The sequence below is a fragment of the Micromonospora sp. NPDC003197 genome, assembly GCF_053590565.1.
In genome coordinates this window covers 88,529-107,542 of sequence record NZ_JBSFTE010000002.1, presented here as the reverse complement: position 1 = coordinate 107,542, position 19,014 = coordinate 88,529, and the positions used below count along the sequence as shown (strand labels likewise).

The following is a 19,014-nucleotide window of genomic DNA, read 5'->3' as shown; positions in this document are numbered from 1 at the left end:
TCCCGCTACTCGCCGCGCAGCCGGTAGCCGACCCCGCGCACGGTCTCCACCAGCCGGGGGTCGCCCAGCTTGGCCCGGAGCGAGCCCACGTGCACCTCCACGGTGTGCCGGGCCGCCCAGGTGGTCTGCCAGACGTCCAACAGGATCCGATCCCGAGGTACGACCAGCCCCGGCTGCCGAGCCAGGGAGACCAGGATGTCGAACTCCTTACGGGTCAACGTCACCGGCTCCCCGTCGACGGCGACCATACGGGCCGGCACGTCGATGCGTACCCGGCCGAGGTCGATAACGGTGTGCTGGGGTGCGGCGATGGCCGCCCGCCGCAGTACCGCTTCGATCCGAGCCTGCAACTCGACGATGGAGAACGGCTTCACCACGTAGTCGTCGGCGCCCATCCGCAGGCCGAGCACGCGCTCGCGTTCCTCTCCTCGGGCGGTCACCACGATGATGCCGAGCTGGGCACTGCGTTCCCGCAGCTTCCGGCACACCTCCATGCCGTCCCCGTCGGGCAGGGTCAGGTCCAACAGCACCAGATCGCAGGGGGCGGCAGCCAGGGCGGCAGCGGCAGTCGCCGCGTGTTCGATGTCGTAACCACGACGGGTCAACGCGGAAACCATCGCGGCGGCCACCCGGGTGTCATCCTCGACCAGCAGGATGCGCACCTGCCCTCCCCTCCCCCGTACACCGCAGTCATTGTGCCGGTTAACCCACCGATGGCGGCATCATCCGCTTCGTCGGCATCGCCATCCTCCGGCCAACCAGAGACAAGATCCCCGGTTGTCACTCGGGGGCATGGGACGATCGACATGCCGTTACGATCATGCGATCTACGCCTCGGCACCCCTCACCCTCCGGAGGCCTGGTTCACCGTGCCCAGATATCGAGCTGTGTTGTTCGACTTCTTCGGCACCCTCACCTGCCCGGTGCAACGGGGCTGGCGGCACACCGCCGTCGCCGAGGCCCTCGGCTGTTCCCGGGACACCCTGGTCGAGGTACTCGACCAGTCCTTCTACCAGCGGGCCACCGGGGCGATCGGCGACACCGAAGCCACCCTGCGCTGGGTCGCCGAACGGGCCGGCGTCCGACCGTCGGCGGCGGCGATGCGTACGGCCGTCGACGCGCGGTTCGCGGCGATCCGGGCGGACACCCGACTACGGAGCGACGCGATGCCCGTGCTGCGCGCGCTCCGCCAGCGGGGCCTACAGATCGGGCTGATCAGCGACTGTACGCACGAGCTGCCGGTCTTCCTTCCCCAACTTCCGGTGGCCCCGCTGCTCGACGTCCAGGTCCTCTCGGTACGCCTCGGCGTCTGCAAACCTGACCCGGCTCTCTATCTGGCGGCGTGTGCCCGGCTGGCCGTACCCCCGTGGGAGTGCCTGTATGTCGGCGACGGCGGCAGTCAGGAGCTGACCGGCGCGACCCGGGCCGGGCTGGCTGCGGTCCGACTGGCCGCCCCCGACCTCGGCGGGCACCTGACCTTCAACTCCGACACCGGCTGGGACGGTCCGGTGCTGACCTCGCTGGGCGAGGTGATCGAACTGGTTGACCAACCCCGGTTCCCGGAGAGCGGAACCCTCCTCCGACGAATCATCGGAGGACCGTGGCCTGGGCTGGCTGCCTACAGCCGTCTCCGCCTGGCGGGGGACTATGGGTTTCCCAGGTAGGTGTCGAGCGCGGCCGCGCCCGCCAGCATCGCCAGCCCTCGCACCGTCAGTCGGTCGTGCCACTCCCGCAGCGTCGCCCGCAGCGGCTCCGGTCCGCCCGCCGACCGTACCTGCTCCAGCACCTGCGCGATCTGCGTCAGCCCGGACCCGCCCCGGCGCAGCTGGTGGGCCAGCAACACGTCGCGTACGTCGGCGGAGGTATAGACGCGATAGCCGGTACGCGGGTCGCGGCGGGGCATGATCAGCCCAGCCCGTTGCCATTTGCGTAACGTCGCCGGCCGGACGCCGAGCCGCCGCGCCAACGGCCCGATGGACGTCACCCCCGGCTCCAGCTCACGCGGCGGCACCAGGTCGCGCAGCGCCCGTTCCACGGCCTCCAGCGTGCGTCGGTCGTCGGCCAGCTGGGCATGACTCTCGTCGATCAGCCGCAATGCGTCCCGGACCGCGCCGTCGTTCACGGCCCGCATGATCGCCCCTGCCGTCGCGTGGCCGTGTGCGGGGATCAACGCCAGGAACGCCCGCAACGCCGCCGCATGCCGCGGTGCGTAGCTGCGGTAGCCGTGCGGCGAGCGCTCGGCCGGCGGCAGGATTCCCGCCTCCTCGTAGTTGCGCACCGCCTGCGTGGACAGGCCGTGCTCGCGCGCCAGATCGATGGGCCGTAACCGCATTTGAAGGTACGTCCTTAGCAACAGCCGAAAATGCGGCCAAAGCTTACAGCGAAGATCCAACGATCTGATCTAGGCCATCGTCTTCGGCAAGGAGATCCGAGTCGCTTTGGGAGCCCCGCTGGGATGTCGCCGGCATCGAGGTTGCGGCAGGATGCAGAGGTGACTGAGGACGTGACCGAGCGGGTGACGCCGCCGCTGGTGGACGAGGCGATCAAGAAGGCCGCGGTGGCCTGGGTGGCGGTCGGTGACGGACCGGCACTCGCGCTCTGGTGCGTACCGATCGACGGAGCACTCCACTTCGTCAGTGGCCCCGGCGAGCAGTCCGCGCCGGGGCTCGCCGACACCTCGACAGCCACCGTGACCCTACGAGGTGACCACGGCGGACAGATCGTCACCTGGCCGGCCGAGGTGACCCGGGTACAACCGGACAGCGAGCAGTGGGCGACCGTTGCCGGCCAGGTCGCCGCCAAGCGACTCAACGCCTCGGGTGGCACCACGGATCTGGTCGCCCGGTGGGCGGCCGAGTGTGTGCTCAGCCGACTGGCCCCGGCCGGTGAGCCGGTGGCCGGTGACGCACTGCCCGACGGCTCACTGGCCGCCTCACCCCGGCCGACTCCAGCGGCCCGACCGACCCGCAAGCCGTTCCGGCTACACCGGGTGCGCCGCCGCTGAGGCGAGCCACCGCCAGTGGGTGCGCGCCGCTGAGACGGGACTCACCCCTGGTCATCGGCGACCCGCAGGGTTGAGCCAGTCGATCATCGGGAAGTAGGAACCCGTGGACTGGTCAGCCGATGAACGGAGGAACGGCGATCTCGCCGTGCGCGATTGGCTGCACCCCACCGGCCACCGTCGCCCCGACCGCCACCCCGCCGGTCGCGGTCACCGTGCACTCCAGCCAGGACGGGCGGCCCATCTCCACGCCCTGTCGTACGCCGTACGCCGACCGGCCCTCTCCGGGCAGCAACCCGCTCGCCACCAGCCACACCCCGAGGCCGAGCGCGGCGGAACCAGTGGCCGGGTCCTCCGGTACCCCCAGTCCGAAGCCGAACACCCGGGCGTGTGCCACCCGCTCGTCAGGCTGCCAGGCGAAGACGCTCGCCTGCGCCACACCCGACCGATGTGCTACCGCACTGTCGGGCCGGGCCCGGGCGACCGCATCCGGGCGGACCAGCAGATAGGGAAACTCCAGCCCGCACCCGGCCAGCCGGGGCGTCGGGCCGACCAGATCGTCGATGGTCAGCCCGACGGTGGCAAGCAGGAGTTCCGGGTCCAACTCCTGACCGACGGTCGGCGTACCGCCGGTCAGGGTCGCCGCCTGGCCAGCGACCTCGATGGGCAGCAGACCCGCGTCACACTCCTGGACGACCGTGCCGGGCGGGAAGAAGCCCCGGCGGCTGGCGGCCACCGCCGCTCCCACGCTGGGATGCCCGGCGAACGGCAGCTCCCGCTCCGGTGTGAAGATCCGAACCCGGTACGTCGCACCGCTGGCCACCGGAGGCAGGACGAACACCGTCTCCGACAGGTTGAACTCCCGAGCCAACGCCTGCAGCTGCCCGGTCGCCAACCCGTCGCCGCCGAAGACCACCGCAAGAGGGTTACCTGCGAACGGCCGGTCGGTGAAGACGTCCACAATCTCGTAAGCCAACGTCGACATGCTGATCAACCTACGCCACCTAGGCTTGACCAGTGACCATGCCGACCCGGGTCTACATCGCCCGGCTCGCCGGCCTCACCGTGTTCGACCCCAACGGTGACCAGGTGGGCCGGGTCCGTGACGCGGTGGCCCGGCTACGCGGCGCGACACAATCCCCACAGGTCGTCGGACTGGTCGCGGAGATGCCGCTACGTCGACGGATCTTCCTGTCCATCAACCGGATCACCTCGATCGACTCCGAGGCGGTGGTCCTGGGCAGCGGCATGCTCAACCTGCGCCGCTTCGAGAAGCGCCCCAACGAACTGCTGGTCCTCGAAGAGCTACTCGACCGGCGGGTACGGATCGAGTCGACCGGCGGCATCGGTGTCGTCGTCGACGTGGCGATGGAGTCCAGCCGTAGCGGCGAATGGTCCCTGACCCGGGTGGCCGTACGGGAACAGACCGGCCGGCTCACCCGCCGGGGCCAACTGCACCAGCTGGAGTGGGAGATGGCTCCCGGTCTGACCGGGGTGTCCGAGGCCCGGGGTACGGCAAACCTGCTGGCGGTGCTGGAGGACATGCGTCCGGCGGACCTGGCCAACGCACTCCAGGAACTGACCGACACCCGCCGCAACGAGGTCGCCGCCGCCCTGGACGACGCCCGCCTCGCTGACGTCCTCGGCGAGCTACCCGAACACGACCAGGTGGAGATCCTGACCGCACTGGGCCGGGAACGGGCCGCCGACGTACTGGAGGAGATGGACCCGGACGACGCGGCCGACCTGCTCAGCGAGCTGCCGTTGCCGGAGCGGGACGTGCTGCTCGACCTGATGCAACCGGACGAGGCGGACCCGGTCCGGCAACTGCTCAAGTACAAGCCCGGTACGGCCGGCAGCGTGATGACCTCCGAACCGGTGATCCTGCCGCCGGACGCCACGGTCGCCGAGGCGCTGGCCCGGATCCGGGAGCCGCAGCTCTCCCCGGCGGTCGCGGCCCAGGTCTTCGTGGTCCGCGCACCGATGGCCACCCCCACCGGGCGCTACCTCGGCGTCGTGCACTTCCAGCGGCTGCTGCGGGAGCCCCCGGCCGAACTGCTCGGCGGCATGGTGGTCAACGACCTCGACCCGCTCCAGCCGAGCACCCCGCTGCCGGAGATCACCCGCCGGATGGCGATGTACGACCTGGTGGCGATGCCGGTCGTGGACACCAACAACCGGCTGGTCGGCGCGGTCACCGTCGACGACGTACTCGACCAGTCGCTGCCGCCAGACTGGCGGGACCGGATCGGGGACGACGACCAAGTGGGTACGGGGACGAGCCAGGAGCAGGCCGCCGGCCCCAGACCGACGGGCGGCCGTGATGGCTGAGCCGCGCCGGACGGAACGTCTCGACCAGCCCCGGGAGCCACGCCGGATCAACCTGCCCCGCTTCGACCCGGAGGCCTTTGGCCGCTGGTCGGAGGGGATCGCCCGGTACATGGGCACCGCGAAGTTCATCGTCTACATGAGCATCGTGATCTTCGCCTGGTTGGCGTGGAACACGTTGGCACCGGCGCAGTGGCGCTTCGACCCGTACACCTTTACCTTTCTGACCCTGATGCTCTCCCTCCAGGCCTCCTACGCGGCACCGTTGATCCTGCTGGCGCAGAACCGGCAGGCCGACCGGGACCGCGTCGCGGCGGAGGAGGACCGGCGGCGGGCGACCCTGCAGAAGGCGGACACCGAGTATTTGACCCGGGAGATCGCCGCGCTGCGGATCGCGCTCGGCGAGGTGGCCACCCGCGACTTCGTCCGCTCGGAGTTGTCCCGGCTAGCCGAGGAACTCGACGAGCAGGCCCAACGCCGGCAGCGGCTCGACCGGCGGAAGCTACGGGCGGCTCAGGCGCCGGGGCGTACGGAGACCGGGGCTGATCCGATCGACGAGCCGCGGGACGAGGACGACGGCGACCGGCCGTCGATGTGACCTTGGCGACAGCCCAGACAAGGTCGCCGCGCGCCTCAAGGGGCCAGGCGCGCGGCGATCCTGAAGAATCGTCGCACCCGCCGGGTACGGCGTCCAGCCTCAAATTGACATTCTCCAGTTGCCTACACAGATCGGACAGACTACTCACGAAGGGCCACCTCCTACTCAACGGCAACAGGGCGGGCACCACGCCGGGCCGGGAGGGTCGCGGTCGTCACTCCCGCCAGGTGCCGGTGAGCAGCTGCCCGGCCAAGGCCGCGACGTAACATTGCGGGCATGTCTGCACCTGCCAGCACCGTCGAGGAAGCGGTCCAGGCCGCCCTGGCCACCGTCAACGACCCGGAGATCCGCCGTCCCATCACCGATCTGGGCATGGTGCGCTCCGCCGTGATCGGCCCCGACGGCGTGGTACGGGTAGAACTCCTACTCACCGTGGCCGGCTGCCCCCTGAAGGACAAGCTGCGCACGGACATCACCGCCGCCGTCGGCGCGGTACCCGGGGTGACCGGGGTGGAGATCGAGTTTGGCGTGATGAGCCCGGAACAGCGCCAGTCCCTCCAGACGAAACTGCGCGGTGGCGGCGCGACCGATGAGCCGGTCATTCCGTTCGCCCAGCCCGGTTCACGGACCCGGGTCTACGCCGTGGCCAGCGGAAAGGGCGGCGTCGGCAAGTCGAGCGTGACGGTCAACCTGGCCGCCGCCCTGGCCGCCCGGGGACTGTCGGTTGGCGTGGTCGACGCGGACATCTACGGTCACTCGGTGCCGCGCATGCTCGGTACCGAGGCCCGCCCCACCCGGGTCGAGGACATGATCATGCCGCCGCAGTCGCACGGCGTGAAGGTCATCTCGATCGGCATGTTCACCGCCGGCAACGCGGCGGTCGTGTGGCGGGGTCCGATGCTGCACCGCGCATTGCAGCAATTCCTCGCCGACGTCTACTGGGGCGAGCTGGACGTACTCCTGCTCGACCTGCCGCCGGGCACCGGTGACGTGGCCATCTCGCTGGCCCAACTCCTGCCCAACGCCGAGATCCTGGTGGTGACCACCCCGCAGGCCGCCGCCGCTGAGGTCGCTGAGCGGGCCGGTGCGATCGCCCTACAGACCCATCAGCGTCTCGTCGGCGTGGTGGAGAACATGTCGTGGCTGGAGATGCCGGACGGCTCCCGGATGGAAATCTTCGGTTCGGGGGGCGGCGCCACGGTCGCCGAGTCGCTGACCCAGGTGGTTGGCGCCCAGGTGCCGCTGCTGGGCCAGATCCCGCTCGACACCCGGGTACGCGAGGCCGGCGACGCCGGTACGCCGATCGTGTTGGCCGAGCCGTCCGCCCCGGCCGCCGTCGCGTTGAACCAGGTGGCCGACCGCCTCGCGGTGCGGCGGGAGTCGCTGCTCGGTAAGCCGCTCGGCCTGCGCCCCGCCGGCCGCTGAGCTGTTAGCTGTTGATGTTAGGAAGGGCCCCTTCTTATGCAAAAAGCGATAAGAAGGGGCCCTTCCTAACATCCAGGCGCGGTCAGGTGGCGTCGAGGTCGAAGCCGGCGCGCGGCGCGGGTGCGGTCGTACCGCCGCCATCCACCGAGCCGGCCTTGGCCGAGGGAACCTCCGAGGACTTCAGGTCCATCGCCGAGGCAACATCCTTCAACTCGCCCCGCACCCCCTCGATGTCGGAGCGCACGTTCTTGTAGACACTCTGCAACGGCTTCCGCAGCGCCTCCTCCTCATCCTCACTGAGCAGGTGCTTGCGAATGAACGCCTTCGGGTGCAGGTCCTCCAGCTGGATGTCGGTGCCCAGCTCCCGACTCAGGTCGGTGGTCGCGCTCCGGGCCATGTTCCGGAGACTGCGCAGCATCCGCAGCCCGTCAGCGATCACCTTCGGCAACCGGTCACCGAAGATCAGCAGGGCGACGAGCAGCAGCGCGCCGACCTCCCACATGTTCAGGTTCTCGAACACCTGCCGACCCTCCTCATGCCGTCCCCCTGCGCAAGGGTACGCACGTTACTGCCGATCATGGGAGTGGGTGCGCACCGGCCAATCCGATACGTAACCGCTATTTGACATCCGCCGCGAGCGTCACCGACACGTTCTGCTGCGCGGTACCGCGCCGATACTCGACGGTCACCACCGAACCGGGTGCGTACTTGCGAACCAGGGCAATCAGGTCACCCGGCTCCGCGAGGGGCCGGCCATCGAACTTGAGGATCACGTCGCCGGCCCGCAGTCCGGCCGCCGCCGCCGGGCCGCCCCGGTCGACGGCGGAGAGACGTACGCCGACAGCAGTGCCAGCTCCGGCGTTGGCGACCTGAGCACCGATCACCGTACGCCGAGCCTTGCCGGTGTCGATGATCTCCTGCGTCAGCCGCTTGGCCTGGTTGATCGGGATGGCGAAGGCCAAGCCGATGTTGCCCGCCTCCTGCTCGTCGCTGGCCAGTGACTTGATCACGGAGTTGACGCCGATCACCCGCCCGGCTCCGTCGACCAACGGCCCACCCGAGTTGCCCTGGTTGACCGCCGCGTCGGTCTGGATGGCGGCGTAGTAGCGGGTGGTCCCACCCTGCTCCCCGGCCTGGATGGTGCGGTCCAACGCACTGACGATGCCGGCGGTGACCGTGTTGGCCAGTGAGAGCGGTGACCCGAAAGCCAGCACCGGGTCACCTACCTTGATCGCGTCCGAGTCACCGAACTCGACCGGCGCCAGTCCGGTCCGGGAGGTCTTGAGCACCGCGATGTCCGATTCTGGGTCCTGGCCGACCAACTTGGCCGGGGACGTCGAACCGTCGCTGAAGACCACCGTCGCCGAACCGGATCCCCCGGCGACCACGTGATCGTTGGTGATCACGTATCCGTCGGCGCTGGCCACGAAGCCGGAGCCGAGGCTCGACCCGCCACGTCCCCCGACCCGGATCGTCACGACGCTGGGCCGCAGCCGCTCGGCGACCCCCGCCATCGAGTCGGGCCGGCGCTGCGCGGCGGCCGGTGCATCACTGCCCTGCGCGCCGAGTACGGCACCCCCGCCGGCTCCATTTCGGACCGAGAAACCGTACCCCAGCGCGCCGCCCAGGGCACCGGCCAGCAGGGCAGTGATCAACGGCACCAAAAAGATCTGCGTCAGTCCCCGGCGCGGAGCGACGTCCGGGTTTGTGACCGGCTCCGGGTCGATGCTGCCGGCATGTCTCACCGGAGTCACCACCACCGCCGCCGGGGTCCGTGGATCACGCCACGGGTCGCTGAGCGCGTCGGACCACCAGGGCGAGGCCCCGGGGGCCGGACCACCCGGAGTCGCTGCGGGTGGAGCGACCGACGGATTAGCCGAGGTCGGCGGATACGCCGGCATCGGGGTTCCGTCGGGCTGGCGCCAGTTCCAGCCGTCGGTCACGTCAATGGCCTCCCAGTCCGTCCCAGATACCGGACGCCGTTCGCCGCCGGGGGCATCTCCCTCGGCGGTCGGACGGCCGGATCTCCACTCCAGGATTACACGGATACCCGGAAAGCATTCGATGCTTGCCTCGCCTTTGGACCGATGCCCCTACGACAGGCTGCCGATCTCGTAGCGCCGCCCTTAGGCTCATACTCGCAACCCCGTCCCACACCTATTCCCGCCGCCCGGAGGTGCCCCATCGCCACGGTCGCCCGGTCAGTCAATTCGATGACCACGCAGGCACTCCAGTTCACCGAGACGTACGTCGCCGAGGACCTGGTCCTCCGTACCGCACGAAGTCTCGCCAACGAGGTGGGCCTCGATGCCGTCACCCCCGGCGTCGGTGCCGCCCTGCGGTTACTGGCCGCCGCCGGCAGTGCCCGGGCGGTGGTGGAGATCGGCACCGGCACCGGGGTGAGCGGCGTCTGGCTGCTGCGCGGCATGCGCCCCGACGGCGTACTCACCACGATCGACCTGGAGGCCGAACACCAGCGGATCGCCCGACGAATCTTCCTGGAGGCCGGGTTCCCCTCCGGGCGTACCCGGATCATCGCCGGTCGGGCGCTGGACGTGCTGCCCCGGTTGGCCGACGGGGTCTACGACCTCGTCTTCATCGACGCCGACGCCGCCGAGAGCACCGCCTGTGTCGACGAGGCCCTCCGGCTGCTGCGCCCCGGTGGGGTGCTCGCGGTCAACGGCACGCTGGTGGGCGGCCGGATCGCCGACCCGGCGGCGCGGGACCTGGAGACGATCACCGTACGGGAGCTGATCAAGGCCGTACGGGAATCGGAGGAGTGGGTTCCGGCGCTGCTGCCCACCGGCGAGGGCCTGCTCGCCGCCGTAAAGCGGGGCTAGCGCTCGCCAAGCAGAGCTAGCGCCCGGGAGCGGGCCTAGTGCTCGCCACCACGAAGCGGGGCTGAGCCGAGCTGCGTGGAGCGGGGTCAGCCGAGCTGCCCCGCTCCGCCACCGGCCCTCGTCAGTTGGTCGTCGGCGGGGTGGCCAGCCAGCGCAGCAGCGTACGGACGCCCCAGCCGGTGGCCCCCTTGGTCAGCTCGGCCGAGTCGGCCTCCGCCCAGGACGGCGCGGACATGTCGATGTGCAGCCAGCGGTCGCGCAGCTTGCCGGCGAACTCCCGCAGGTAGAGCGCGGCGAGCACCGAACCCGCCCCCTGGGTGGGGGTGCTGTAGAAGTCTGCCAACTCGCTGCCGAGGTATTCGACGTAGTCGGTCGGCAACGGCATCCGCCAGGCCGACTCACCGGCCTCGCTGACAGCCGCCAGCATCGCGTCGGCCAGCTCGTCGCTGTCACTGTAGAGGGCCCCGGTGCGCTTGCCCAACGCCACCGCGTTGGCCCCGGTCAGGGTGGCCAGGTCGATCAACAGGTCGGGCGCGAGCTGCTCCACCGCGTACGCCATCGCGTCGGCGAGGACCAGTCGACCTTCCGCGTCGGAGTTGGTGGTCTCGCTGGTCAGGCCGCCGTAGTGGCGTACCACGTCGCCGGGGCGGAAGGCCGAGCCGCTGGGCATGTTCTCGGCGAGCGGGGCGAGCGCGGTGACCCGTACCGGCAGGCGTAGGGCTGCGGCCCCGATGGTGGCGGCGATGACGGCCGCCGCCCCGCCCATGTCCTTACGCATCAGCTTCATCGCGTCCCGGGGCTTGATGGAGATGCCCCCGGTGTCGAAGGTGATGCCCTTGCCGACCAGCACCACGTGCGTCTGGGCGTCGGCCGGCTGCCAGCTGAGCTCCACGAGGCGCGGTCCCTGGCCCGAACCGCCACCGACGGCGAGGATGCCGCCGAAGCCTTCGGCGGCGAGCTGCTCAGGCTCCCGGACCTGGACGGTCAGCCCGTCGTGACCGGCGGCGGCCGCGACCACCTGATCGGCGAACCACTGCGGGCTCTTCACCGAGGAGGGCATGTTGGTCAGGTCCCGGGCGAACCGGGTCGCCTCGGCGGTGACTCGGGCCGTGGCCAGTGCCGCCTCGTAGCGTTCCGGGTCGGCTACCGCCAGCAGCACCTCACCAAGGCTCGGCGCCTCGTCCTCGGCCGCCGCCGGCTGGTCCGGCATCCGAAACCGGTACGACGCCAGCCACAGCCCTTCGGCCACGCCCCGTACGACAGCCGGGGGCGCATCGGCGGGTATCGCTAAAGTGATTGAACTCTCACGTACGCCAACTCGGGCTATCGCCGCTCCGGCGGCTCGCCAGTCGGCCTCCTCGCCGGCACCGATCCCGATCAGCAGCAGCCGGCTCGGGCTACTCAGTGGCCGAATCGACCGATGCGACACCCCGGCTGCGCCGGTGTGTTCCACCTCGGGCAGGAGTGCGGCGGCCTCGCTGAGAAGATCAGCCGAAACGGCCAGCGCGGTCGACGCGACCTCGGCCGATGGTTCACCGGTAGCCGCCCCCTCGATGGGGCGAACCGGCAGGGCAAGCGCGTCGATTCCGGTCGGATCGACCACGAGACGAATGGCCAGCACGCCGACCGTACCTCCAGGTTCCGTTGGGCAACGACGGGCCGGCAGCGATTCGGCCGGCCCAGCCCTTGCGTAAGCCCCGGACCAGCAACGATGCCGTGGCCCAGGGGTGACGAAACGGTCCGGGCGCTGTTCGCGCCCGGACCGTCATGAATCAATTAGCCGGCGACGTTCTTCAACGCGTCACCGAGCGCGTTGGCCTCGTCGGGAGTCATCTCGACGACGAGTCGGCCACCACCCTCCAGCGGAACCCGCATGACGATGCCCCGGCCCTCCTTGGTGACTTCCAGCGGACCGTCGCCCGTCCGCGGCTTCATCGCCGCCATGTTGTCTCCCCTCAGACCTATAGCAGGGTCGGTGGATTACCCCACAGCCACTTCGTCAGCACCACCGCGCGCAAGCCCTGCGGTGCTGACCAACGATTTTCCCTGATAAACACCGCCGGACCCAAACCGAACCAGCACGTCTGTAACAGCGTCTAGCATATCTTGCACTGGCCTGTCACAATGTGCGGTCATGCAGGCACGGTCGGCACTCTTCGACCTGTACGGCGACCACCTCCGATCCCGGGGTGGCCGTGCACCGGTCGCCGCCCTGGTGAAACTGCTCTCCCCCCTCGGGATCGCCCCCCCGGCGGTGCGTACGGCGGTTTCTCGGATGGTGCGGCAAGGCTGGTTGCACCCACTCCGGCTCGCCGCCGGACCGGGATATCTAATCACCCCGAAAGCCGCCCGTCGATTGGACGAAGCGGCTGCCCGGATTTACCGTACGACCCGCATCGGCTGGGATGGCCGGTTCGACCTGATCGTTCTCCAACCCCCCGCCGCCCGTCGGGAACGGCAGCGTCTCGCCTCCCACCTCGCTTTCCTCGGCTACGGAACACTCGACGAGCAGACCTGGGTCGCCACCCGGTCAGGCGAGGACATCGACGGACTGCTCACGGAAACCGGGGTGCGCTACGAGCGGTTCGCCGCGACCCATGCCGCCGGCACCCCCGGTGCCATGGCGCTGGTCCGACGGGCCTGGGACCTGGCCGAGATCGGCAATGCCTACGAGCGTTTCGTGACACAGCAGCGGCCGCTGCTGGCCGCAGTGACCGCCCGCAGCGGGGACATGGAGGCGTACGCCGCCCGGTTCCGGCTGGTACACGCGTGGCGTACGTTCCTCTTCCGGGATCCGCAGTTACCACCGGCACTGCTTCCCGAACGATGGCCCGGCACCAGTGCGGCGGCGTTCTTCGATCGGCACGCCGCCCGGCTGCGCCCCGCTGCCGACCGGTACGTCGAGCGTTGCCTCGACACCGGTAACCGAACCGGACGAAAGAAGGGCCGCAAACCGTGACCGAGCCGCTACTGGTCGACCGTACCGACGCCGTCGTCACCCTCACCTTGAACCGACCTGCCGCGATGAACGCGCTGGACGTCACTCTCAAGGAGGCGTTGCGGGAGACCCTGGCCGAGTTGGAGACCGACCGGTCATGTCGGGCGGTGGTGCTCACCGGCGCCGGGAACAACTTCTGCGCCGGGCAGGACCTGCGCGAACACGTCAAGGTCCTGGAATCCGGCAGCCAGGACCCGCTCAGCACTGTGCACGCCCACTACAACCCGATCGCGGCGCGGCTGGCCAACCTGCCCAAGCCGGTGGTCGCAGCGGTACGCGGCATGGCCGCCGGGGCCGGCGCATCGCTGGCCTTCCTGGCCGACTTCCGGGTGGGCGGCCCCCGGACCACCTTCCTGATGGCCTTCGCCCGGGTTGGTCTGGCCGCCGACACCGGCGCCTCATGGTCGCTGCCCCGGCTCGTCGGCCACGCCAAGGCGGTCGAGTTGCTGATGCTGGCCGAGCCGGTCGACGTCGACGAGGCCGATCGGCTCGGTCTGTTCACCCGGCGGGTGGACGACGACGAGCAGGTGCTGCCGACCGCCCAGGAGCTGGCCGCCCGGCTCGCGGCCGGTCCGACGGTGTCCTACGGGGCGATCAAGCGGCAGCTCTCGATCGGCGACGCCGGCACGCTGTCGGAGGCGCTGGCCGCCGAGGCCCGAGCCCAGTCGATCTGTGGCGGGACCGCCGACCACCGGGCCGCCACGATCGCCTTCGTCAACAAGCAGCAGGCGGTCTTCGAGGGGCGTTGAGTGTTAGGAAGGGCCCCTTCTTATCGCATTCTGCATAAGAAGGGGCCCTTCCTAACACTGCTCAGTCGTCCTCTTCCGGGTCCTGGTTGGCCTCCACACCCAGCACGAACGCCTGCATGGCCAGCTCGTTACCGACCGGCGAGACGAACGTGGGCAGCTCGCGCGGCCCCAGCTCCATGACGTACGACCAGAACAGGCGGACCGCCTCGGCAGGGGTGGACGCCTCGATCGGCAGGTCCAGGCTGACCAGCCAGGCCCGGCGGTCGGGAGCCGGGCCGATCCGGGCCGCCAACTCGCGGTAGGTCGACGCGTCGATCGGGGTCACCGGCCCGACCAGGACGAGTTGGTCGGCCGGCACCGGCTCGTCGAAGGCCCGCTGGGTGTACGTCACGACGAGCGGCGTCTCCTCGACCTCGCCAGCCTGTGGATCGTCCGGGTCGGTAGCCCCGCCCCCCGCTTGGATGACCCGTCCCAGGGCCACCACGAGCGGCTGTTCCGCCTCGACCACCACCAGCACCTGGTCTCCGGGGGTCGGGCAGTGTTCCGCCTCGACGCCGGTCAACTCCAGCGTGTCGTGGTGGAAGAGCCGCTCCGCCTCGTACCGTCCGGTCGGCAGGAGCACGGCCCAGGTGCCGATCCGGCTGATTGACTCGGTCATTCCTCTATCCCATCACGGGTTCAGCGGTACGGATCACGTGGCAACCGGCGAGGTGGTCGTCGACCATGCCGGTGGCCTGCATCAACGCGTACGCGGTGGTCGGGCCGACGAACCGGAAGCCGCGCTTCTTCAGCGCCTTGGCCAGGGCGGTCGACTCGGGGGTGAGGGCCGGTACGTCGGCACCGGTCCCGGGGCGGGCCGTCCGGGACTCGGGCGCGTACGACCAGAGCAGGGCGGCCAAGCCGTCCGGCAGCGCCAGCGCGGCCCGAGCGTTGGCGATCGCTGCCTCGATCTTGGCCCGGTTCCGGACGATACCGGCGTCGTCCATGAGTCGGGTCACCTCCGCCGGGCCGTACCCGGCGACGGTGGCGATGTGGAACTGGTCGAACGCCGCCCGGAACGCCGGCCGTTTCCGCAGGATGGTGAGCCAGGAGAGGCCGGACTGGAAGGCTTCCAGGGTCAGCCGCTCGTAGAGGGCGTCATCACCGCGTACCGGCCGGCCCCACTCCTCGTCGTGGTAGGTCGCATAGTCCGGCGTGCTCGCCCCCCAGCCGCAGCGGGCCAGCCCGTCGGCTCCGATCACCAGGTCAGTCACGTCCCCAACGGTAGGCGGCCGGCCGACGGGCACGTCATCAGGGCAGGGCTCCCTGCTCGACCAGTCGGGCGAACCTCTTCAGCGCCTGGGTGAGGCCGAACTTCGAGCCGGGCCACAGCACCGGCCAGGCGACCCGGCCGGCCGCGCCACCGGGGAGATGGAACCACTCGTGCCACACCACCTGGGTACGGTTCCGGTCCATCTGGGTGCAGCGCAGTACGCCCGGCCCGCGCAGCAGCTTTCCACAGTGGACCACCCGGATTTCGTACGGGACATCCAGGCGGACCACCCGCATCTCGTCGCGTACCGCCATTGGGCCGACGGCGGTGACCGCCTCCACCAAGCTGCCCTCGCCACCGTCGCCCTCCACCACCCGTACCTGGGTGAAGGGGATCCAGTCCGACTGGCGTTCCCAGGCGGTGAAGGCGGCGAACACGCGCTCGGCCGGTGCGTGGACGATGACCGTGGCGGTGACCTCACCGGCCCCAGGTTGGGCGGCCGAGCGCAGCCCCTCCGCACCATCCGACCCGATCCGGCCCGGATCGTCGCCCGCCTCGGTACGGCCCGGTTCGTCGCCCGGCCCGATCCGGCCTCGGTCGTCCGCCGGCCGGTTGTCGCCGTCCGTTGGTCGGTTCACGCCCGCTCCGACCGGGTCGAGCTAGTGTCCGATTCCACCGACGACTCGGTGCCCGTCGCAACCGGCGACTCGGCATCCGACTTCTCCACAACGTCCGGCTTCTCCACAACGTCCGGCTTCTCCGCGGCTTCCGCCGCTGCTGGAGCCTGGCTAGCCTCCGGGGTTTGCCCCACCTCCGGCAGTCGTCCAACCGTCGGCTGCCCACCGGTAATCGTCGGCGCATCCGACGGTCCGCCCTCGACCGGACCGGGCACTGCCGGCTGGGCCGACTCGGTTGGCTGGTCCACCCGCCGAGCCGACTCGGTTGCCTGGTCCACCCGCCGGGCCGGGGCGAGCGCGGCCTGCCGTGCCTGCTGCAGCGTGTCGGCATCGGCGGTACGTCCCTCACGCAACGCGATGACCTCCGCCTCCAACACCCCGATCAGCTCGTCCTTGTAGCCGATGTCGTAGGCCGCCCGGCGCAACGCCTGATCGACCTGCGCCATCCGGTACCCCCGGAAGGCTGTATCGAAACGGACATCGGACACGTCGTCCTCCACCAGTGGGCGGCCACCGGGCAGCGGCACCGACCGGCCGTCCGGCTCGGCCGCCACCAGCCCCGAATCGCCGCCCGTTACCAATACTGTGACCCCGAAGACCACCGCCGCGACCGTCAACGCCACGACCAGGAGGAGCAGTAGCTGATCCATGGGGCCGATCGTGGCATGCCGGCCGGGTGCCGGGCGACCCCGCCACGCGACCGTACCGGCCCATGGTCCAGGCGGCGGTACGGCAGGGGTTAGCGTCGACTCGCGAAGCGGCGGGACGAGGAGGCACAAATGGCGGGGACGCTACGACTCGGTGGACGTACGTTCGCGCCGGGTGAGCTGGCGGTGATGGCAATCGTGAACCGTACGCCGGATTCGTTCTTCGATCGGGGCGCGACGTTCGCCGAGGACGCCGCGTTACGCGCGGTCGAACAGGCCGTCACCGAGGGGGCCGACATCGTCGACATCGGCGGGGTCAAGGCCGGGCCGGGTGCCGAGGTGGACGTGGCCGAGGAGATCCGTCGGACGGTGGGCACCATCGCCGCCGTACGGGCCGCCTTCCCGGACGTGGTGATCTCCATCGACACCTGGCGGGCCGAAGTCGCCGTCGAGGCGGTGGCCGCCGGGGCGGACCTGCTCAACGACACCTGGGCCGGGGCCGACCCGACCCTCGCCCAGGTCGCCGCCGAGACCAGCGCTGGGCTGGTCTGTTCGCACGCGGGTGGGCTCACCCCCCGTACCCGACCGCATCGGACCGCGTTCGACGACGTCGTGGCCGACGTCGTCACGACGGTCACCGGACTGGCCGACCGTGCGGTGGCGCTCGGCGTACGTCCCGACGGGATCCTGATCGACCCGGCGCACGACTTCGGCAAGAACACCCGGCACTCGCTGGAGATCACCCGTCGGTTGGGTGAACTGACCGCCACCGGTTGGCCGGTGCTGGTCGCGCTCTCGAACAAGGACTTCGTCGGCGAGACCCTCGACCTGCCGGTGGACCAACGGTTGGAGGGCACCCTCGCCGCGACCGCCGTCTCGGCCTGGCTCGGTGCGCGGGTCTTCCGGGCCCACCAGGTACGACCGACCCGCCGGTTGCTCGACATGGTCGCCTCGATCCAGGGGGCCCGGCCTCCCGCGCTGTCCCGCCGCGCCCTCGCCTGAGCGAAACCGGCGACGACGCAGCGGCAGCGAGCGCCAGCAGCAGCAATGGGAACGCCAGCAGCGGCAACGGGAACGACAGCAGCGGCAACGGTTCAGAGTTCGGCGTCGGGCCCCTGGCGGGTGACCGGGGTGGTGCCGCGCAGCCGCGCGATCAGCCGCATGCCGTGGTAGGCGACCAGCGCGCCAGCGGTCCCCAGCGCGATGCCGTTGAACGACAGGTCCCCGGCGGTGAGGGTGTAGTTGGCCGCGCCGATGATCACCGCGATGGCGGCGGTCATCAGGTTGATCGGATCGTGGAAGTCCACCCGGTTCTCGATCCAGATCCGCGCCCCGAGAATGGCGATCAGGCCGTACAGGGCGGTGGTGGCACCGCCGAGCACCCCGGCTGGCACGGTGAGGATCAGCGCGCCGAACTTCGGGCTCAACCCGAGCAGCACGGCGGCCAACCCGGCCACCCAGTACGCGGCGGTGGAGTAGACCCGGGTCGCCGCCATCACGCCGATGTTCTCCGCGTACGTGGTGGTGCCGGAGCCGCCACCGGAGCCGGCGATGATGGTGGCCAGGCCGTCGCCCATGAACGCCCGACCCATGTCCCGGTCCAGGTTGCGGCCGGTCATCGCGGCCACCGCCTTGACGTGCCCGGCGTTCTCGGCGATCAGCACCAGGATCACCGGAATCACCAGGATGACGGCGCGCACGCTGAATTCGGGGGTGTGGAACTCGGGCAGCCCGATCCAGGCGGCCTCACGTAGCCCGGTGACCGCGTCCGGGTCCAGTTCGCCGAGGGCGGCGGCGAGCGCCCAGCCGACGACCACCCCGAGCAGGATGGAGAGCCGGGCCAGGAAACCCCGGAAGACCACGGTGGTGAGCAGGATCGCGGCCAGCGTCACGACCGCGATCAGCGGCTGGGCCTTGACCCCGGTGCCGCTGCCGTCGCCGTCCCAGGCCACCGGGGCGAGGTTCAGACCGATCAGCGCGACGATCGCGCCGGTGACCACCGGTGGCATCAACGCGTCGATCCAGCGTGACCCGGCGAGCTGCACCACCAACCCGACGAGGGCCAGCGCGATGCCGGCGACGACGATCCCACCGAGCGCCGGGCCGATGTCCCCGCCGGCCTTGGCGGCCAGCACCGGGGCGATGAAGGCAAACGACGAGCCGAGGTACGACGGCAGCCGGTTGCCGGTGATCACCAGGAACAGCAGGGTGCCGATACCGGAGAAGAAGAGCGTGGTGGCCGGCGGGAAGCCGGTGATCAGCGGCACGGTGAAGGTGGCACCGAACATCGCCACGACGTGCTGCACGCCGATGCCGAGGGTACGGGGCCAGGAGAGCCGCTCGTCGGGATGCACCACGTCACCGGGGCGGACGGATCGGCCGTCGCCGTGCAGGGTCCACGGAGACCAACGGGAACGCGTTTTGGGGGGAATCTCGGTCATGGAGCGCCCTCTACGTCATCTACGGACGGGGGCGTGATCGACCCTGAGAGCCGATTGT

21 protein-coding genes are annotated in these 19,014 nt (G+C 70.3%); 9 read left to right on the top strand and 12 right to left on the bottom strand.

The features are described from left to right. Positions 1 to 5 precede the first annotated feature (5 nt). Positions 6 to 662, bottom strand: coding sequence for a response regulator transcription factor (locus tag ACWDV4_RS02680; RefSeq protein WP_449974304.1), 657 nt, complete (start codon positions 660 to 662; stop codon positions 6 to 8). Between the two features lie 207 nt (positions 663 to 869). Between ACWDV4_RS02680 and ACWDV4_RS02675 the strand changes: the two genes are divergently transcribed. Continuing rightward, positions 870 to 1,664: an HAD family hydrolase gene (locus ACWDV4_RS02675; RefSeq protein ID WP_449974303.1), complete on the top strand. Its 795-nt coding sequence runs from the start codon at positions 870 to 872 to the stop codon at positions 1,662 to 1,664. Here ACWDV4_RS02675 and ACWDV4_RS02670 read toward each other — a convergent pair. Further along, positions 1,646 to 2,332, bottom strand: coding sequence for a MerR family transcriptional regulator (locus ACWDV4_RS02670; protein ID WP_449974302.1), 687 nt, complete (start codon positions 2,330 to 2,332; stop codon positions 1,646 to 1,648). The genes ACWDV4_RS02675 and ACWDV4_RS02670 overlap by 19 nt on opposite strands. 123 nt (positions 2,333 to 2,455) lie before the next feature. On the opposite strand from ACWDV4_RS02670, the gene ACWDV4_RS02665 reads away from it, so the two are divergent. Continuing rightward, positions 2,456 to 3,004, top strand: coding sequence for a hypothetical protein (locus tag ACWDV4_RS02665; protein WP_449974300.1), 549 nt, complete (start codon positions 2,456 to 2,458; stop codon positions 3,002 to 3,004). Positions 3,005 to 3,116: 112 nt separating this feature from the next. On the opposite strand, the gene ACWDV4_RS02660 is transcribed toward ACWDV4_RS02665, so the two are convergent. Beyond that, positions 3,117 to 3,986, bottom strand: coding sequence for a PhzF family phenazine biosynthesis protein (locus ACWDV4_RS02660; protein WP_449974298.1), 870 nt, complete (start codon positions 3,984 to 3,986; stop codon positions 3,117 to 3,119). 32 nt (positions 3,987 to 4,018) lie between these two features. Here ACWDV4_RS02660 and ACWDV4_RS02655 point away from each other — a divergent pair, with 32 nt between their 5' ends. The 3 genes from ACWDV4_RS02655 (at position 4,019) to ACWDV4_RS02645 (ending at position 7,352) form a co-directional block, all read left to right on the top strand. Continuing rightward, positions 4,019 to 5,332, top strand: coding sequence for a magnesium transporter MgtE N-terminal domain-containing protein (locus tag ACWDV4_RS02655; RefSeq protein WP_449974296.1), 1,314 nt, complete (start codon positions 4,019 to 4,021; stop codon positions 5,330 to 5,332). Next, positions 5,325 to 5,927 (top strand): DUF1003 domain-containing protein, encoded by a 603-nt coding sequence (locus ACWDV4_RS02650; protein ID WP_449974295.1) that lies wholly within the window; start codon positions 5,325 to 5,327, stop codon positions 5,925 to 5,927. The genes ACWDV4_RS02655 and ACWDV4_RS02650 overlap by 8 nt, the downstream gene beginning before the upstream one ends. Before the next feature lie 276 nt (positions 5,928 to 6,203). After that, positions 6,204 to 7,352, top strand: a complete 1,149-nt coding sequence (locus tag ACWDV4_RS02645; RefSeq protein ID WP_449974293.1) for an Mrp/NBP35 family ATP-binding protein — start codon at positions 6,204 to 6,206, stop codon at positions 7,350 to 7,352. An 82-nt stretch (positions 7,353 to 7,434) separates the two neighbouring features. Here ACWDV4_RS02645 and ACWDV4_RS02640 read toward each other — a convergent pair whose 3' ends face one another. Both ACWDV4_RS02640 and ACWDV4_RS02635 read right to left on the bottom strand, forming a co-directional pair. Continuing rightward, positions 7,435 to 7,872 carry a preprotein translocase subunit TatB gene (locus tag ACWDV4_RS02640; RefSeq protein ID WP_449974292.1) on the bottom strand — a complete coding sequence of 146 codons (438 nt, stop codon included), beginning with the start codon at positions 7,870 to 7,872 and terminating at the stop codon, positions 7,435 to 7,437. Between the two features lie 97 nt (positions 7,873 to 7,969). Continuing rightward, positions 7,970 to 9,253 (bottom strand): S1C family serine protease, encoded by a 1,284-nt coding sequence (locus tag ACWDV4_RS02635; protein WP_449974661.1) that lies wholly within the window; start codon positions 9,251 to 9,253, stop codon positions 7,970 to 7,972. Positions 9,254 to 9,565: 312 nt separating this feature from the next. Between ACWDV4_RS02635 and ACWDV4_RS02630 the strand changes: the two genes are divergently transcribed. Beyond that, on the top strand, positions 9,566 to 10,192 hold the full coding sequence (locus ACWDV4_RS02630; protein WP_449974290.1) for an O-methyltransferase: 627 nt from the start codon (positions 9,566 to 9,568) through the stop codon (positions 10,190 to 10,192). Positions 10,193 to 10,313: 121 nt separating this feature from the next. Here the strand turns inward: ACWDV4_RS02630 and ACWDV4_RS02625 are convergent, their stop codons facing one another. Further along, complete coding sequence (locus ACWDV4_RS02625; RefSeq protein ID WP_449974289.1) at positions 10,314 to 11,813, bottom strand: leucyl aminopeptidase; 1,500 nt, start codon at positions 11,811 to 11,813, stop codon at positions 10,314 to 10,316. Between the two features lie 155 nt (positions 11,814 to 11,968). Beyond that, positions 11,969 to 12,136, bottom strand: a complete 168-nt coding sequence (locus tag ACWDV4_RS02620; protein ID WP_449974287.1) for a DUF3117 domain-containing protein — start codon at positions 12,134 to 12,136, stop codon at positions 11,969 to 11,971. A 190-nt stretch (positions 12,137 to 12,326) separates the two neighbouring features. Between ACWDV4_RS02620 and ACWDV4_RS02615 the strand changes: the two genes are divergently transcribed. Further along, positions 12,327 to 13,151, top strand: a complete 825-nt coding sequence (locus tag ACWDV4_RS02615; RefSeq protein ID WP_449974285.1) for a PaaX family transcriptional regulator — start codon at positions 12,327 to 12,329, stop codon at positions 13,149 to 13,151. Next, complete coding sequence (locus ACWDV4_RS02610) at positions 13,148 to 13,939, top strand: enoyl-CoA hydratase/isomerase family protein (RefSeq protein WP_449974283.1); 792 nt, start codon at positions 13,148 to 13,150, stop codon at positions 13,937 to 13,939. The genes ACWDV4_RS02615 and ACWDV4_RS02610 overlap by 4 nt, the downstream gene beginning before the upstream one ends. Positions 13,940 to 14,000: 61 nt before the next feature. On the opposite strand, the gene ACWDV4_RS02605 is transcribed toward ACWDV4_RS02610, so the two are convergent. The 4 genes from ACWDV4_RS02605 to ACWDV4_RS02590 form a co-directional block, all read right to left on the bottom strand. Beyond that, complete coding sequence (locus tag ACWDV4_RS02605) at positions 14,001 to 14,597, bottom strand: hypothetical protein (RefSeq protein WP_449974282.1); 597 nt, start codon at positions 14,595 to 14,597, stop codon at positions 14,001 to 14,003. Between the two features lie 4 nt (positions 14,598 to 14,601). Then, positions 14,602 to 15,192: a DNA-3-methyladenine glycosylase I gene (locus ACWDV4_RS02600; RefSeq protein WP_449974280.1), complete on the bottom strand. Its 591-nt coding sequence runs from the start codon at positions 15,190 to 15,192 to the stop codon at positions 14,602 to 14,604. Positions 15,193 to 15,229: 37 nt separating this feature from the next. Then, the gene (locus ACWDV4_RS02595; protein ID WP_449974659.1) at positions 15,230 to 15,724 is read right to left on the bottom strand and encodes an SRPBCC family protein; all 495 of its coding nucleotides are present in this window, start codon (positions 15,722 to 15,724) and stop codon (positions 15,230 to 15,232) included. Positions 15,725 to 15,825: 101 nt separating this feature from the next. Beyond that, positions 15,826 to 16,518, bottom strand: coding sequence for a DivIVA domain-containing protein (locus tag ACWDV4_RS02590; protein ID WP_449974278.1), 693 nt, complete (start codon positions 16,516 to 16,518; stop codon positions 15,826 to 15,828). Positions 16,519 to 16,647: 129 nt separating this feature from the next. Between ACWDV4_RS02590 and folP the strand changes: the two genes are divergently transcribed. Further along, positions 16,648 to 17,517, top strand: coding sequence for a dihydropteroate synthase (gene folP / locus ACWDV4_RS02585; protein WP_449974276.1), 870 nt, complete (start codon positions 16,648 to 16,650; stop codon positions 17,515 to 17,517). A gap of 92 nt (positions 17,518 to 17,609) precedes the next feature. On the opposite strand, the gene ACWDV4_RS02580 is transcribed toward folP, so the two are convergent. Further along, positions 17,610 to 18,956 carry a uracil-xanthine permease family protein gene (locus tag ACWDV4_RS02580; RefSeq protein WP_449974274.1) on the bottom strand — a complete coding sequence of 449 codons (1,347 nt, stop codon included), beginning with the start codon at positions 18,954 to 18,956 and terminating at the stop codon, positions 17,610 to 17,612. Positions 18,957 to 19,014: the final 58 nt, after the last annotated feature.